Here is a 15,687-nt window from a genome sequence, read left to right on the forward strand (position 1 = left end):
GCGACCATAACGGTCGTCGATGGAGTTCGCTACCTCCCGTAGTGGAGGTGATATCGAACCGTTGTCCCGTCAGCCGTCCCGGCCGGGCCGCGACGAGCGGGCCAGCCGCACCGACGCGAGCACGACCACCGCGAACACGAACGCGAACGCCAGCATCGCGGGCAGCCCCTCGACCGGGCCCCGGGCCGACAGCGGCAGACCCGACGCGGCCGGGTGCCCGTCCGGCTCCGCCGAGGCGGCAGGCTGCGGGGAGGCGGGCGGCTTGGGGGCCGCCGCCGCGCGGGCGCCGTAGCGGTGGCCGTCGGTGCAGTAGCCGCCGCGCACGCACACGTCCAGGCGGCCGCCGTCGGGCCGGCGCGGGTCTGCGGTCGAGAGGGCGACGCCATACGCCCCCGCGGGGTGGCTGCCGGTGACCTTCACCGAGACCACGACCGCCACCGACGTGCCCGCCGCCAGTTCCGGCAGCACGCACCTGCGGCCCGACACCTTGCCGGGGCAACTGGCGAAGCCGCGGAACACCAGGTCGTCGGCGGTGGAGACGGTGACCGCCGAGCCGGCGGCCGGGTCGGGCCCCGCGTTGTGCACCACGACGGTCACCGGCACGGTCTGGCCGACCGAGGCGACCTGCCGGTCGGAGGCCGTCTGGAGGTCGGCCTGGCGGGGGCGTACCACCGTGAGGTCGACGGTGACCGTGTCCGCGCCGGGCGCCGACACGCGCACGTGGCCCGCCGGGCCCTGCGCGGCGCCGGGCCGCGCCTGCACCACCAGCTGGAACTGTGCCGCAGCCCCGGCCGCGAGGCTGGTCTCGCAGGTGAACACCTGCCCGTCCCGCGCGCAGTTCTGCAGCATGTGCAGGACGGCTACGTCCTTGGACACCTCCGAGGCGTCCACCACCACCGACGTCTTTCCGCTCGCACCGGCCGCCGCGACCCCGACGAGGCTCACCGCGTACTCGCTGATCTCCACGGAGCCGCGCCCGGCGGACAGGGTGAGGCCGCCCGCCGCGCTCGCCGCCGCCGGGGCGAGCCCGCCCAGCAGCAGGGCGCCCAGGAGCACGCCGATCGTTCGCAGTCGCATGGTGGTGCCTTCCTTCGAGTGTCGCCTGCGGGATCGTAGTGACTGCGTGAGCTGATGGTCAGCCCCGCGGGGTACGGTGGCGGGCGACGTTCGGATGAAAACCGGCGTGCGCGGATCTGACGCATGCGGTGCCCCTGAACTGCGCGAAGACATGGAGGAGCCGTGGCGCTGGCGCTGTACCGCAAGTACCGCCCCCGCACCTTCGCCGAGGTGATCGGGCAGGATCACGTCACCGAGCCCCTGATCCAGGCGCTGAAGAGCGGGCGGCTCAACCACGCCTACCTGTTCTCCGGGCCGCGCGGCTGCGGCAAGACCTCCAGCGCGCGCATCCTGGCCCGCTCGCTGAACTGCGCCAAGGGCCCGACCCCGGAGCCGTGCGGCGAGTGCGACTCGTGCCGCGCGCTGGCACCCGACGGCCCCGGCTCGATCGACGTCATCGAGATCGACGCGGCCAGCCACGGCGGCGTCGACGACGCCCGTGAGCTGCGTGAGCGCGCGTTCTTCGCGCCCGCGGTGAGCCGCTACAAGATCTACATCATCGACGAGGCGCACATGGTCTCGTCGGCGGGCTTCAACGCGCTCCTGAAGCTCGTCGAGGAGCCCCCGGAGTACGTCAAGTTCATCTTCGCCACCACCGAGCCGGAGAAGGTGCTGGGCACCATCCGGTCCCGGACCCACCACTACCCGTTCCGGCTCTTCCCGCCCGGCGTGCTCCGGCCGTACCTGGAGCAGCTGTGCGCGTCCGAGGGCGTCACGGTGGAGCCGCAGGTGCTGCCGCTGGTGGTGCGCGCGGGCGGCGGCTCGGCCCGCGACACGCTGTCGGTGCTCGACCAGCTCATCGCCGGTTCCGGGCCCGAAGGCGTCACGTACGCCCGCGCGGTGTCCCTGCTCGGGGTCACCGACGCCGCCCTGATCGACGAGATGGTCGACGCCCTGATCGCCGGGGACGGCTCGGCCGCGTTCGCCACCATCGACCGGGTCTCCGAGGCGGGGCACGACTCCCGCCGCTTCGCCGGCGACCTGCTGGAGCGGCTGCGCGACCTGATCATCCTGCGGCAGGTGCCGGAGGCGGCGGCCAACGGGCTGGTGGACGTGCCCGAGGAGCAGCTGACCCGGATGCGCGCCCAGGCCGGGCAGCTCGGCCCGGCGACGCTGTCGCGCTGCGCCGACATCGTGGCCAACGGCCTGGTCGAGATGCGGGGCGCGACCTCGCCGCGGCTGCTGCTGGAGCTGATCGCCGCGCGCATGCTGCTGCCCGCCGTGGACGACTCCGCGTCCGCGCTGCTCCAGCGCCTGGAGCGGCTGGAGTCGGGCGCCGTGGCCCCGCGCCCGGCCGACCACGCCCGTGCCGAGCCGTCGGCCCGCGCCGAAGCACCTCGCGCCGAGACCCCGACCCGGCCCGAACCCGGCCGTGACGCTGCGCCCGCCCAGCCGCCGGCCCCGCCGGCCCCGCAGGCCCCGCAGGCCGCGGCCCGGCCCACTCCGGCGGCGGCCCCGGTCAGTGCGGCGCCGGTCAATGCGGCGCCCGCGCCGGTGAGCTCCGTGCCCGTGAGCGCCGTTCCCGTCAGTGCTCCCGCGGGGGCCGCGGCGGCCGGTGGCGCGGGCAGCGCCGCCGACGTGCGCCGCTCGTGGGACGAGATCGTGCGCACGATCGGTCGGACGAGCAAGAAGGCCGCCGCGTTCGCCCGGGAGGCGGTCGTCCGCGACCTCGACGGGCACACGCTGGTCCTCCTGTTCAAGCACAAGATCCACGCGTCCGGGGTGGAGAACGACCCCGCGCCGCTGCTGGAGGCGGTGCACCAGGTGCTCGGCGGCACGTGGCAGCTGCGCTGCGAGGTCGGCGGCGACCAGCGTGGCGCCGCGCCCGCGCGTACGGTCGGCGCCGCCCCCTCGGTGGCCGCGCCGCGACCCGCCGCTCCCGCCCCGCCCGGTGGTGACACCGACTGGCCCGCCACGGCACCGGTCGGCGGGGTGGCACCCGGCGCCGCGCCGGTCAGTGCCCCGGCCGCACCGAGCCGCCCGACCGCCGCGCCGAGCGGACCCGCCGCGCGCCGCGGCCCTGCCACGTCCGGCGGTGCGACCGGCGGCGCGGGGCGGCCGAGCCGGCCCCAGACCGCGGCCGGGCGCCGGGCACACGCCGACGACGGCCCCCCGCTGGACGAGCCGCCCTATGACCCCGAGTTCGACGGCCCGCCGCCGGGCGGGGTGCGCGCGTACGAGGGATTCGATCCCGGCGACGAGCCCACCGACGAGGTGATGGACGCCGCCACCGCGCGCCAGTCCACCGAGCAGGCCGCCGTCGACTCCCTCCGCCACTCCTTCAACCTGGAGAAACTCGACTGACCCGCCTGCCACCCTGCCGCCGACCGCGCGTCGGCGGCCGGGTCAGGCTGGGTCAGGCGGGTCAGGCGGGTCCGGCTGGGTCAGGCGGGGTCAGGCTGGGTTGATCGGTGCTTCCGGTCAGAACCTCGCCTCAGCCAGCATCTCCTGACCGAAGACAGCGATCACCGCGCGCCGCGCCGCCGCCACCCGCCGCGCCACCGCCACGGGCCGTGCCGCCGCAAGTTGTACCAACGCAGAGGGCGAGGGCACCCACGTGCCCTCGCCCTCTCGCAGCTGATGCCGTCAGCGCTTCTCGCCGACCGCCATCGGGAAGTGGCAGGCGGCCAGGTGGCCGTCGACGTCGCCGTCCTGGCGGACCAGCGGCGGCGGGGTGGTCGCGCAGATGTCCTGCGCCTTCCAGCAGCGGGTGCGGAAGCGGCAGCCCGACGGCGGGTTGATCGGGCTGGGCACGTCCCCGGTGAGCAGGATGCGTTCGCGCTGGTCACCCGCGCGCCGCTTCGGGTCCGGCACCGGCACCGCCGACAGCAGCGCCGACGTGTACGGGTGGCGCGGCTTGAGGTACAGCGAGTCCCGGTCGCCGATCTCGACGATCTTGCCGAGGTACATGACCGCGACCCGGTCGGAGATGTGGCGCACCACCGACAGGTCGTGCGCGATCACCACGTAGGTCAGGCCGAGCTCCTGCTGGAGGTCTTCCAGCAGGTTGACCACCTGGGCCTGGATGGACACGTCCAGGGCCGACACCGGCTCGTCCGCGATGATCATCTTGGGCTTCAGCGCCAGCGTACGGGCGATGCCGATGCGCTGGCGCTGGCCGCCCGAGAACTCGTGCGGATACCGGTTGTAGTGCTCGGGGTTGAGGCCGACCAGCTCCAGCAGGTCCTGCACGGACTTCTTGATGCCCTGCGGGGTCTTCACCCCCTGGATCCGGAACGGCGCACCGACGATCGCACCGACGGTGTGCCGCGGGTTCAGCGACGAGTACGGGTCCTGGAAGATCATCTGGAGGTCGCGCCGCATCGGGCGCAGCCTGCCCTGAGACAGGTGCGTGATGTCCTTGCCCTGGAAGCTGATGCTGCCTGCGGTGGGCTCGATCAGCCGGGTGAGCAGCCGGCCGGTGGTGGTCTTGCCGCAGCCCGACTCGCCCACCAGGCCGAGGGTCTCGCCCGGTCGCACGTCGAAGTCCAGCCCGTCCACCGCCTGCACCGCGCCCACCTTGCGCTTGAGCAGGCCCTTGGTGATCGGGAAGTGCTTCTGCAGACCCCGCACGGACAGCAGCGGCTCGGTGCTCAACGGAGTGCTCACGCAGCTCCCTCCAGGTTCGGCTTGATCTCTTGCTGCCAGATCTGGCGGCGCTGCGGCGCGGGCAGGTGGCACCGCACCGAGTGGCTGCCGCTGTCGAGCGACAGCAGCTCCGGGACCTCGTTCCGGCTGGCCCCGCCCGTGCGGTCGGCGAAGGCGCACCGCGGGTGGAAGGAGCAGCCCGAGGGCACGTTGATCAGCGACGGCGGGGTGCCCTTGATGGGCAGCAGCCGGTCGGTCACCGGGCGGTCCAGGCGGGGCATCGACCCGAGCAGGCCCCAGGTGTAGGGGTGCTCCGGCCGCTCGAAGATGTCCTCGGCGGTGCCGTACTCGATGCACTTGCCGCCGTACATGACCAGGACGTCGTCGGCCAGTTCGGCGGTGACCCCGAGGTCGTGCGTGATGATGACCAGCGCCGAATTGAACTCCTGCTGGAGGTCGCGCATCAGGTCCAGGATCTGCGCCTGCACCGTCACGTCCAGGGCGGTGGTCGGCTCATCGGCGATCAGCAGCTCGGGGTCGCAGGACAGCGCCATGGCGATCATGGCCCGCTGGCGCATACCGCCGGAGAACTGGTGCGGGAAGTCGTCCACGCGCCGGTCGGGCTGCGGGATGCCGACCCGGCCGAGCATGTCGATCGCGTGCTTGCGGGCGACCTTCTTCGACACGTTGTGGTGCACCCGGTACGCCTCGATGATCTGGGCGCCGACGGTGTAGTACGGGTGCATCGCCGACAGCGGGTCCTGGAAGATCATCGCCATCCGCTTGCCGCGCAGCTTGCGCACGGACTCCGGCGAGGCGCTGACCAGCTCCTGGCCGTCGAGCCAGATCTCGCCCGAGACGCTGGCGTTGCGCTTGTTGTAGATGCCGAGGATGCCCAGGCTGGACACCGACTTGCCGGAGCCCGACTCGCCCACGATGCCCAGCGTCTTGCCACGCTCCAGCGTGAACGACAGCCCGTCGACGGACTTGACCAGGCCGTCCTCGGTCGGGAAGTGGACCTTGAGGTCGCGCAGCTCCAGGAAGGAGGTGGCCTCCGCCTGGCGGGGAGAGATCACAGTGTTCATGACAGCCTCACCCGGGGGTCGACGACCGCGTACATCACGTCCACGATCAGGTTGGCGATGACGACGAAGAAGGCGGCCACCATGGTCACGCCCATGATCTTGGGCATGTCCTGGGCGAAGATCGCATCGATCGTGTACTTGCCGACGCCCTGCAGGGAGAACGTGCTCTCGGTCAGCACCGCGCCGCCCAGCAGCAGGCCGAGGTCCAGACCGAAGATGGTGACGATCGGGGTCAGCGCCGCGCGCAGGCCGTGCCTGGTGATGACGGTGCGCTCGCGCAGGCCCTTGGCCCGTGCCGTACGGATGTAGTCCTCGCCCATCGTCTCCAGCATGCCCGCCCGGGTGATCCGGGCGTAGCCGGCGGCGTAGATGAACGCCAGGGTGATCCACGGCAGGATCAGGTTGTACGCCCACTCGATCGGGTTCTCGGTGATCGGGGTGAACGCGCCGCCCTTGGCGGTGATGTCCAGGTACAGCGGCGGAGCGCCGTAGCTCAGGAAGGTCAGCGCGAACAGACCGGTGAAGAAGATCGGCAGCGAGACGCCGCTGAGCGCGATGCCCATGCTGGCCCGGTCGAAGATGCTGCCGCGCTTGAGCGCCGACACCACGCCGGTGGCGACGCCGCCCAGCAGCCAGAGGATCGCGGCGCCCAGGGCCAGCGACACCGTCACCGGCAGGCGGTCGAGGATGTCCAGCCAGACGGGCTGGTGCGTGATGAAGGAGTAGCCGAAGCACGGCGCGGAGCAGTGCTCGACGCCCGGCCCGTAGTTGTAGTCCGCACCCATCACGATGTCGCGCAGCCAGCGCCCGTACTGCACCCAGAGCGAGTCGTGGAAGCCGAGCCGCTCGGCGGCCAGCGCCACCGTCTCGGGGGTCGAGGTCTTGCCGACGTAGCGCGCCGCGAAGCTCTCCGGCGTCGCGCCCGCGAGGCGGGGGAGCCCGAAGAAGATCATGAAAGTGCAGAAGCTGACCGCGACGAGCATCAGCACCGCGCCGAACAGACGCCTGATGATGTATGTGACCACAATCGTCGGCTCGGGTGGCCCGGCCCGCTTCCGGGCCGGGCCACCCTACGCCTTCACCTACCTTTGGTTGTTGCTGTGTGTAGCGGGTGAGGGATTACTGCTGCACACCCATGGAGAGGTAGTCGTACTGACCGAACGACTCGTTGATGAAGACGTTGGTCGCGTTCTTGCCGCGCAGCGTCAGCGCCTTGGCCCAGACACCCGGCAGGATGACCGCGTTCTCCATGACCTTCTTGTCGACCTGGCCCCACAGCGCGTCGCGCTTGGCCTGGTCGGTCTCGTTGAACGCGGCGTCGATCAGCGCGTCGACCTCGGGGCTCATGACCGAGAGGTTCGACGAGCCGCCCGAGTCACGGATGACCCGGCTGTCGACGATCTGCTGCAGGAAGCCGAAGCCGTCGTTCCAGTCCGCGCCCCAGCCGTTGGTGGCCAGACCCAGCTGGGCCTCACCGTTGCGGAAGCCCGGCTTGCCGGCGTACAGCGCGAAGTAGTCACCGGTCGGGTAACCCTTCAGGGTCAGCTTGATGCCGACGCGGGCCAGCGACTGCTGCAGCGCCTCGGCGGTCGCCTTCTCCTTCGGGCGGTCCGAGCGGTACGCCATGTTGGCGTCGAAGCCGGTGGGCTTGCCACAGGCGGTCAGCGCGGCCTTGGCCTTGTCGAGGTCGCCCTTGTGGTCGGCCCCGTTCGGGTACAGGTCCTCGGTCAGGTGACCCGGCACCTGCGGCGGCAGCATGCTGGTCGCGATCGCGCCACCGGCGAACTCACCGTTGTAGGCGTTCTGGTAGCCGACCTTGTCGACCGCGTACATCACGGCCTTGCGGCACTCGATGTTGTCGAACGGCTTCACCATCGGGTTGATCGAGGTGTACCACAGACGCGGGATCGACGGGTTGTCCGCGCGAGCCTTCAGGTCCGGGGTGGACAGCACCTTCGACAGGGTCGCGGCCTGCACACCCGTGCCGGCGATGTCGACCTGCAGGTCACCGGAGATGAGCTGGTTGTCGATGTCGTTGGCGTTGAGGCCGAGCTTGACCTCGTAGCGGTCCGGCAGCGCCTTGCGGTTCGGGTCGGTCGCCGCGCTCCACTCGGGGTTGCGCTTGAGGGTGAAGCCCTTGCCCGCCTCGTACGTGTCGAACATGTACGGGCCGGAGGAGATCACGTGCTCCTTGTACTTCGCGCCCGTGTCCTTGGCCTCCGGGACCGGAACGGTCGACGGCTGCATCGCGAAGTAGTCGAAGCCACCGTACGGCTTGTTCAGGTGGAAGACGATGGTCAGGTCGTCCGGGGTCTCGATCGCCTTGGTGTCGACACCCTTGCTCTTGTACGGGCCCTTGTACCCGTCCTCGAGCGCCAGCCAGTCGTTGAAGTAGGTCGGCCCGTTGACCAGGACCTCCTTGTCCAGCGACCGCAGCACGGCGTACTTGACGTCAGCCGACTTGATCGCGGTGCCGTCCTCGTACTTCAGACCCGCACGCAGCTTGTAGGTCCAGGTCTTGCCACCGTCGCTGGGAACGCCCAGGCCCTCGGCCAGGTCGCCGACCAGCTTGGTGCCCGCGGCACCCGGCGCCGGCGCGAACATGACCAGCGAGCGGCCGTAGGTGCGCAGGAAGTTCCAGGACAGACCGTAGTAGGTGTCGCCGGGGTCCACGGAGTCCCAGTCCTGGGAGGCGGCGAAGGTCAGGGTGCCGCCCTTCTTGTCGGACGGGTTGTAGACGGCACCGACACCGGCGTTGAACGCCGGCTTCGGGGCCGCGGTGCCCGGAGTCTCGTCCTTCTTGGAGCTGCACGCGGCGGCTCCAAGCGCGAGCGCGAGGACAGCCGTAGTGGCCGCCAGCGCCCTTGCCTTCTTGATCACTTGCGATTCCTCCCTAACGGTGCGGCCCGGTCGGCCGCGATCTGGGGTGGTGGTCTTGGTTACCGCTCCTGCGGCTGATCAGCGCTTGCCCTTGGGGTCGAGCGCGTCGCGCAGGCCGTCGCCGAAGAGGTTGAACGCCAGCACGGTCACGAAGATCGCCGCACCGGGGAAGAACATGAAGTGGGGCAGGTTGGTCCAGTTCGCGGCCTCGCCGAGCATGCCGCCCCAGCTCGGGGTCGGCGGCTGGATGCCGACACCCAGGAAGGACAGCGCCGCCTCGAACAGCACGTTGCTCGGGATGAGCAGCGTGGCGTAGATCAGGATCGGCGCCACGAGGTTGGGCAGCATCTCCCGGACGATGATGTACGGCGCACGGGCGCCCAGGCTGCGCGCGGCGTCGACGAACTCGCGCTCGCGCAGCGACAGCGTCTGACCGCGCACGATGCGCGCGATGTAGGGCCAGTTGAAGAAGCCGATGATGAAGACCAGGATCGCGATCTTCAGGCCGTTGCCGGAGAGCCCGAACGCGTGGTCGGGCAGCACCCCCACGATGGCGAGCGCGAAGACCAGCAGCGGGAAGGCGAGGAACAGGTCCATCAGGCGGCTGATGATCGTGTCGACCCAGCCGCCCAGGTACCCGGCCACGACCCCGAGGGTCGCTCCGATGGTCACCGACAGCAGCGTCGCCAGGAACGCGATGAGCAGCGAGATCCGGGCGCCGAAGACGATCCGGCTGAAGATGTCGCGGCCCTTCTGCGGCTCCAGGCCGAACCAGAAGTCTGAGCTGATCCCGCTGTTGAGCGGGCCGCTGACCGGCACGCCGCCCGTCGACTGGTCCAGGAACTCCGGGCCGTCGTGGTATTCGTCGACCGGATGCCCGAACCACTTGACGATCAGCGGCGCGAAGACGGCCATCAGCACCAGCAGGATGATGACGATCCCACCTGCCATGGCGACGCGGTCCCGCTTCAGTCGGGTCCAGGCGATGCGGCCCAGCGAGCGTCCTTCGATCTCCTTCGCGGGCGCGGCATCTGTGCGCACCTCGGTAGTTGAGGTGTCGACTGGCGTGGCCATGAGACGGGGCGCCCCTCCCTGCGGAGGCCCGTCACGTCCACCGGTTGCGCCTGAGGAATGGCCGGCTGCCGCGCGACATCCGCTCGGTTGTTACCTAGCGTGACTCGCGCCGCCCGACCCCATCCGCCGTGGGGGGCAGTCGGATGACAGGCGACAACGGTGCCGTGTGGTGCACGCCACCGCGTGATCAGAGCATTCTTCGCGAGTCGTATGGCGTCAAGCTCGGGCGGTGCCTGTAACCAAGTTCAGGCCCGACCGTGATGAGGGCGTTATAAAAACCGGACGCCGGTGACGCGGGAAACAGCAGCTAGATGCCATAGGAACATCGCGCTGCTTGAATATATGCCGGGGATTCCGCGATGGAATTCAGAGAGTGCGGCGACCCTCGAATGCGCGACCGAGCGTGATCTCGTCGGCGTACTCCAGATCGCCGCCGACCGGCAGGCCGCTGGCGAGGCGGCTGACCGTGATGCCCATCGGCTTGACCATCAGCGCCAGGTAGGTGGCGGTGGCCTCACCCTCGGTGTTGGGGTCCGTGGCCAGGATCAGCTCGGCGACCTTCCCGCTGCTCAGCCGGGCCATCAGCTCACGGATGCGCAGGTTGTCGGGGCCGACGCCCTCCAGCGGGTTGATCGCGCCGCCGAGCACGTGGTAGCGGCCCCGGAACTCGTTGGTGCGCTCGATGGCCACCACGTCCTTGGGCTCCTCGACGACACAGATCGCGTCCTCACGCCGGCGCGGATCGCGGCAGATGCGGCACGACTCCTCTTCAGCCACGTTGTAGCACTGCACGCAGAAGCGCACCTGCTCCTTGACCCGCGTCAGGGCGGCCGCCAGCCGCTTGATGTCGGTCGGGTCGGCGGCCAGCACGTGGAAGGCGATGCGCTGGGCGCTCTTCGGGCCCACTCCGGGCAGCCGGCCGAGCTCGTCGATCAGATCCTGGATCGCACCCTCATACACGGTGGCCGGGCCTTAGAAGGGCAGGCCCATGCCGCCGAGACCGGCGGAGAGCGGACCCATCTTCTGCTCAGTGATCTTGCGCACCTCGTCGGCGGCGTTGGTGATCGCCGCGAGGACCAGGTCTTCGAGGGTCTCGACGTCCTCGGGGTCGACCGCCTTCGGGTCGATCGAGACGCGGCGGAACTCGCCGGTGCCGCTGGCGGTCACGGTGACCAGGCCACCGCCCGCGGTGCCGGTCACCTCGGCCTCGGCCAGCGCCTCCTGCGCCTGCTGAAGCTGGCGCTGCAGGTTCATCAGCTGCTTCATGTTGGGCTGCTGCTGCCGTCCACCACCCGGGCGCATGCGTGCTCCTCTGGATCGCCGCCACTGCCGACTCCGACAGCCTAGACCGCCCCGCCGACAGACCGTCACGATCCCCGCGCGCTGCCGGACCCGGACGTGAAAGGGCCCCCGTGCACCCGGTATTGCCTGCTTATCCTTGCTGCCTTCCGGCCCTGGGGAGGTTCACAGGATGCCGCCGCACGGGGGCTATGCCATGATACCCGCTGGGCCGGTCGTGCATGTCGCCACCCCGGTATGTATTCTTCTCCACGGAGGATTCGCCTAGAGGCCTAGGGCGCACGCTTGGAAAGCGTGTTGGGATAAAACCCTCACGAGTTCGAATCTCGTATCCTCCGCCAGCAGCGAGCCCCGGTCCAGCGGACCGGGGCTCGACTCGTCTGCGGCCGGGACCTAGCGTGGGCGGCATGAGCGAGCAGGAGCGCGGCGCGGCACAGCAGCCCGTCTTCGTCTGCATGGACTGCTACGGCGCGGGCAAGCGGGTGGAGCACCGCCTCATCAGCACCCCGACGGGCACCACCACCCGCGCCCTCTGGATCACCTGCACCTGCCACCCCCACCCCGGCCAAGTGGCCACGGGCCCCTGACCGCTCCTCCCCTCCCCCACCCACCCCCGTGCGCTGGGTGCACTTTCGGGGAAAGTGCTGGAATCTTGGCCGCCTTTCGCGCAGTTTCCCCGAAACTGCATGATCCACGCGAGTTTCAAGATTCTTTGAGGTGGGGGTTTTGGGGGCGCGTGGTGGTGTTTCGGGGCGTTTGGATGGCATAAAACAGCCCTAAACTGGATAAATATGAGCCTGGAGTCCCCGAGGAAGTCTCACGGTGAGGTTGCGGTCACGCAAGGTAGTCGTAGGATTACCGGCACGACCTCACCCCCGGTGAGAATCGCTTCACAGGCCGTAGTTTCTGGTAAGGGGACAGCCATGCGCGGATCATTCGCTCTCGCGACCGTCATGATGATGGGCGGCGCCTGTGCCGCTCAGGCCACCACCGCGACGCACACCGCGCCCGTGCGCGGCGCCGTGGTCAGCTCCGTGGCCCAGGGCCCCGACATCGTCGACCTCCAGGGCGTGCGCGGCCTGCGGTTCGGCGACACCCGCACCGACCTCGACCCGCGCCTGGACAAGACCCGCATGGGCTGCGCCGCCCAGGCCAGTGGGATGCCCGAGGGCAGCCTGGTCTTCGGCCCGGACGACCGGCTGGCGCTGGTCTGGTTCGACCACCCGCTGCGTACGCCCGAGGGCGTGCACACCGGCAGCACCGTCGCGCAGGTGCGGGCGGCGTACCCGCAGGCGCAGGAGCTGACCCCGCCGACCGGCAGCTACCAGTTCGCCGGGTTGCTGGTGACCCAGGGCGACCGCGGCTATCTGTTCCTGCACGACGGCTCGACCGTCCAGAAGGCCATCGCCGGCTACGGCGACTCACTGCGTCAGCTGTTCAACACCGGTTTCGGCGCCTGCTGAAACATCGTGTATTGTCTGCGGCGGTGGTGTGTCCGAGTGGCCTAAGGAGCACGCCTCGAAAGCGTGTGAGGGGGTAACCCCTCCGCGGGTTCAAATCCCGCCGCCACCGCCACGAGAACGCCCGTTGGTTTCCACCGAGGAACCGGCGGGCGTTTTCTGCTGCGTGGGAAGATCAGCCCATGAGTACGCATATCGGCGCCAAGCCCGGTGAGATCGCGGAGCGGGTCCTCATGCCCGGCGACCCGCTGCGGGCCAAATGGATCGCGGACAACTACCTCGAGAACGCGAACTGCTACTCGACGGTGCGCAACATGTTCGGCTTCACCGGCACGTACCAGGGGGTGCGGGTGTCGGTGCAGGGTTCCGGCATGGGCATGCCCTCGGCCTCGATCTACACCCACGAGCTGATCAACGACTACGGCGTGAAGACGCTGATCCGGGTGGGTTCCTGCGGCGCGCTGGCCGAGTCCCTGAACCTGCGCGACGTGGTCGCGGCCATCGGGTCCAGCACCGACTCGAACATGAACCGGATGCGCTTCGACGGTCTGATCGACTACGCCCCGGTGGCCGACTTCGGCCTGCTGCGTACGGCGGTCGAGGTGGCCGAGCGGCGCGGCATCACCATGCGGGTCGGCCCGATCCTGGCCGCGGACGCCTTCTACACCGACCGCCCCGACCTGTACGACACGCTGGCCGACTACGGCGTGCTGGCGGTCGAGATGGAGTCGGCGGCGCTGTACACGATCGCGGCCCGCTACGACGCGCGCGCGCTGACCATCCTGACCGTCAGCGACCACATCAAGCGGGGCGAGGCCACCACCGCCCAGGAGCGCGAGCAGACCTTCTCCCAGATGGTCGAGATCGCCCTGGACACCGCCATCGCCTGACGCCTCGTTCGCGTGTGCCGGGCGATCGGGGACGTCCCGCGCCGCACACCCCGATCGCCCGGCACATGCGAAGGGCGCCTCCTCCCGGTGGGAGAAGGCGCCCTCGGATGTACCGCATGCACCGGCTACAGCGTGGTGACCTTGAGGTCGGGTGCCGTGAGCACCGGCGAGTCGACGAACACCAGGTCGATCACCGGGTCGGTGAAGAACACCAGCGGGAGCGGGAGGCCCGGCGGCAGCGACGTCGGGCTGTAGTCGACCGGGATGACGCCGAGCAGGTTCCCGCGGAACCTGCTCGTGTAGAACTTCACGGTGTCACCCTTGACCGTCAGCTTCGGCGTGGTCAGCTCCTGGTCGGCGCCGTCCTTGCCGTACACGTGGAGCTTGAAGTCCACCGTGTCCGACTGGGTCATCGAGAACTGGAGCACCTCGATCGTGCCCGAGCGGGTCGGCAGGTGCACGATCCCGTCGAACACCAGGTTGTACATGGTGACCCGGCTGCCGGTCAGCAGCGAGGCGCGCTCGGCGACCAGCGGCTGGCCCTTGGCCGCCTGCAGCTGCTTGGCCGTCGGGGACGGCGTCGGCGAGGCGGGGTCCGAGTCGTCCGGGGACGGCTCGGCCGTCGGCGAGCCGGAGGGTTCCGGCGAGGCCGACGGCTTCGGCGACGCCGACGGGCTGGGCTCGCCTCCCCCGGCCGACGCCGACGGCGACGGCTCGGGCGAGGCGGACGGGCAGGGGGTGGGGCTGGCCGACGGCGACGGAGTAACCTCCGCCGCCGCGCCGAGCAGGTTGCCCACGGTGCCGATCAGGCCGCCCACGACGGTCCGGACCGGACCGGCGGCCGCCTGGGCCGTGCCGCACTCGGCGGCGCGGGCCGGCTGCTGGGCCGCGACCACGCCCAGCATGGACGCGGTCAGGGTCGCCATGACGATGCCCAGCGCCGCGTGGCGCCCACCGCCGGGGCGGTCCTGACCGGTGATCGGCTCGCCGTACGGCTCGCGCTGGGTCGGCACGCCGCCGCGCAGCGGGTTGACCGCCGGCGGCAGGGTGTCGGTCATCGGGCCGTCGAGCAGGTCGTCCACGTCGGCCGAGTGACCGCCGCCGTCGGCGTCCGGGTCGTCGTCGCGCTCAGCCTGGTCGCCCTTGCCGGGCGCCGGGTTCCAGGCGAAGACGAGTCCGCCGCCGACGATGCCGAGGATCGTGCCGAGGAACCAGCCGCCCAGGTTCACCGCGATCAGCGAGTAGATCGCCACGAACACGCCGACCAGGCCGTAGAACATCCGCTGCGCCGGCGAGAACCAGGCCAGCAGCCCTGCCACCACGAGGATGAACGGGATGAGCAGGGACTGGAGCCCGGTGATGCCGACACTGATGGTGGCGCCGTCCAGGGTCATCTTCGTACTGCCGATGATCTCCACACCGGCGAGTATGAGGAGCTTGCCACCCCAGTACGGCCGGCTGCGGCGCCAGGCGCCATACCGTTGCCACGGGTTCACGGGTGCCTCCAAGGAAAAACGGCCGGGGGTGGGCCATGATGACACGCCCCCGGCCGAAACGGCTCGGCCAGTGTCAGCCGGGGAAGCAGCCGGTCGAGTTCGCCTCGACCGTCAGCGACAGACCGACCAGGTTGAAGGTGCCGGCCTGGGTGCTGCGGGCGACCTGCTTGACGTTGTCGATCTCGGCGCCGTCGGCCTCCTGGCCGAACAGGCCGGCGTTGCCCGCGTGCGGGCCACCGGCGGTGAGCTCGGACGCGTCGGCGCCGATGTTGATGTTGGTGAACTCGGCGTCACCGGCCAGGCTGTCCATGCCGATCAGCAGGTTGTGCGCGGTCACCGGCTTGCCCGGCTCGTTGCCGGCCCGGATGAACAGCGTGAACGTGCCGAACGGAAGCGGCGTGGTGACCGACTGGCAGAGGTTGGTCAGCGTCGCGTCCTTGATCGCCGACATGGCCACCGCGTGCGGGGTGCCGTTCTTCTCCACCAGCACGCCGCCGTACTGGCTGAAGCCGTCGGCGCTGAGGTGGCTGGCCGCGATCTTCGCGGTCTGACCCGAGATGTGGAAGGTGACCGGGACCGCGCCCTGAGCCACTCCGGCCATGAGGCCCGAGACGGCGACGGCGGCCGGCACCACGACGGCGGCGAAACGCCGCCACCTGGTACGCCCCAGTACCAGGTTGCCTTGCGAGTCCTTCACGTGGACCTCCTCGCGTTGGGGGTTGCCCCGCGGCGCCTCGCCAGCGGGGTTCGTCTGCACCGGCGCGCAGGAGTACGGCGCGCTCGGGGGTGGGCAAGATGT

General features: G+C 70.3%; 14 protein-coding genes, 2 tRNA genes and 1 other RNA gene. 6 read left to right on the forward strand and 11 right to left on the reverse strand.

What is annotated here, in order from left to right; all coding sequences use genetic code 11:
• Positions 1-69: 69 nt before the first annotated feature.
• Complete coding sequence (locus Cs7R123_RS19080; RefSeq protein WP_212828287.1) at positions 70-1,077, reverse strand: DUF11 domain-containing protein; 1,008 nt, start codon at positions 1,075-1,077, stop codon at positions 70-72.
• Positions 1,078-1,239: 162 nt separating this feature from the next.
• Here Cs7R123_RS19080 and Cs7R123_RS19085 point away from each other — a divergent pair, with 162 nt between their 5' ends.
• Positions 1,240-3,420: a DNA polymerase III subunit gamma and tau gene (locus Cs7R123_RS19085; protein ID WP_212828288.1), complete on the forward strand. Its 2,181-nt coding sequence runs from the start codon at positions 1,240-1,242 to the stop codon at positions 3,418-3,420.
• 282 nt (positions 3,421-3,702) lie between these two features.
• Here the strand turns inward: Cs7R123_RS19085 and Cs7R123_RS19090 are convergent, their stop codons facing one another.
• The 8 genes from Cs7R123_RS19090 to ffs form a co-directional block, all read right to left on the reverse strand.
• Entirely contained in the window at positions 3,703-4,725 is a 1,023-nt protein-coding gene (locus Cs7R123_RS19090; protein WP_212828289.1) for an ABC transporter ATP-binding protein, read from the reverse strand.
• Positions 4,722-5,789, reverse strand: coding sequence for an ABC transporter ATP-binding protein (locus Cs7R123_RS19095; RefSeq protein WP_212828290.1), 1,068 nt, complete (start codon positions 5,787-5,789; stop codon positions 4,722-4,724). The genes Cs7R123_RS19090 and Cs7R123_RS19095 overlap by 4 nt, the downstream gene beginning before the upstream one ends.
• Positions 5,786-6,814: an ABC transporter permease gene (locus Cs7R123_RS19100; protein WP_212828291.1), complete on the reverse strand. Its 1,029-nt coding sequence runs from the start codon at positions 6,812-6,814 to the stop codon at positions 5,786-5,788. Before Cs7R123_RS19100 ends, Cs7R123_RS19095 begins: the two co-directional genes overlap by 4 nt.
• Positions 6,815-6,908: 94 nt before the next feature.
• Positions 6,909-8,669 carry an ABC transporter substrate-binding protein gene (locus Cs7R123_RS19105; protein WP_212828292.1) on the reverse strand — a complete coding sequence of 587 codons (1,761 nt, stop codon included), beginning with the start codon at positions 8,667-8,669 and terminating at the stop codon, positions 6,909-6,911.
• Between the two features lie 78 nt (positions 8,670-8,747).
• A complete protein-coding gene (locus Cs7R123_RS19110; RefSeq protein ID WP_212828293.1) occupies positions 8,748-9,743 on the reverse strand; it encodes an ABC transporter permease in 996 nt (331 codons plus the stop codon).
• Between the two features lie 366 nt (positions 9,744-10,109).
• Complete coding sequence (gene recR, locus Cs7R123_RS19115) at positions 10,110-10,703, reverse strand: recombination mediator RecR (protein WP_212828298.1); 594 nt, start codon at positions 10,701-10,703, stop codon at positions 10,110-10,112.
• Positions 10,704-10,715: 12 nt separating this feature from the next.
• Positions 10,716-11,045: a YbaB/EbfC family nucleoid-associated protein gene (locus Cs7R123_RS19120; RefSeq protein ID WP_212828300.1), complete on the reverse strand. Its 330-nt coding sequence runs from the start codon at positions 11,043-11,045 to the stop codon at positions 10,716-10,718.
• Positions 11,046-11,144: 99 nt separating this feature from the next.
• Positions 11,145-11,234: signal recognition particle sRNA small type (ffs, locus tag Cs7R123_RS19125), an RNA gene on the reverse strand.
• A 61-nt stretch (positions 11,235-11,295) separates the two neighbouring features.
• On the opposite strand from ffs, the gene Cs7R123_RS19130 reads away from it, so the two are divergent.
• The 5 genes from Cs7R123_RS19130 (at position 11,296) to deoD (ending at position 13,392) form a co-directional block, all read left to right on the forward strand.
• Positions 11,296-11,383 (forward strand) — tRNA-Ser (locus tag Cs7R123_RS19130).
• A 66-nt stretch (positions 11,384-11,449) separates the two neighbouring features.
• A complete protein-coding gene (locus Cs7R123_RS19135) occupies positions 11,450-11,629 on the forward strand; it encodes a hypothetical protein (protein WP_212828304.1) in 180 nt (59 codons plus the stop codon).
• A 336-nt stretch (positions 11,630-11,965) separates the two neighbouring features.
• Positions 11,966-12,505, forward strand: coding sequence for a hypothetical protein (locus Cs7R123_RS19140; protein ID WP_212828306.1), 540 nt, complete (start codon positions 11,966-11,968; stop codon positions 12,503-12,505).
• A gap of 22 nt (positions 12,506-12,527) precedes the next feature.
• Positions 12,528-12,617 (forward strand) — tRNA-Ser (locus Cs7R123_RS19145).
• Between the two features lie 67 nt (positions 12,618-12,684).
• Positions 12,685-13,392 carry a purine-nucleoside phosphorylase gene (gene deoD / locus Cs7R123_RS19150; RefSeq protein WP_212828307.1) on the forward strand — a complete coding sequence of 236 codons (708 nt, stop codon included), beginning with the start codon at positions 12,685-12,687 and terminating at the stop codon, positions 13,390-13,392.
• A 125-nt stretch (positions 13,393-13,517) separates the two neighbouring features.
• Here the strand turns inward: deoD and Cs7R123_RS19155 are convergent, their stop codons facing one another.
• The gene (locus Cs7R123_RS19155; protein WP_308442887.1) at positions 13,518-14,933 is read right to left on the reverse strand and encodes a DUF6114 domain-containing protein; all 1,416 of its coding nucleotides are present in this window, start codon (positions 14,931-14,933) and stop codon (positions 13,518-13,520) included.
• Positions 14,934-14,961: 28 nt separating this feature from the next.
• Positions 14,962-15,585: a DUF6230 family protein gene (locus tag Cs7R123_RS19160; protein WP_212828311.1), complete on the reverse strand. Its 624-nt coding sequence runs from the start codon at positions 15,583-15,585 to the stop codon at positions 14,962-14,964.
• Positions 15,586-15,687: the final 102 nt, after the last annotated feature.

The organism is Catellatospora sp. TT07R-123 (genome assembly GCF_018327705.1).
Taxonomy (GTDB): Bacteria; Actinomycetota; Actinomycetes; order Mycobacteriales; family Micromonosporaceae; genus Catellatospora.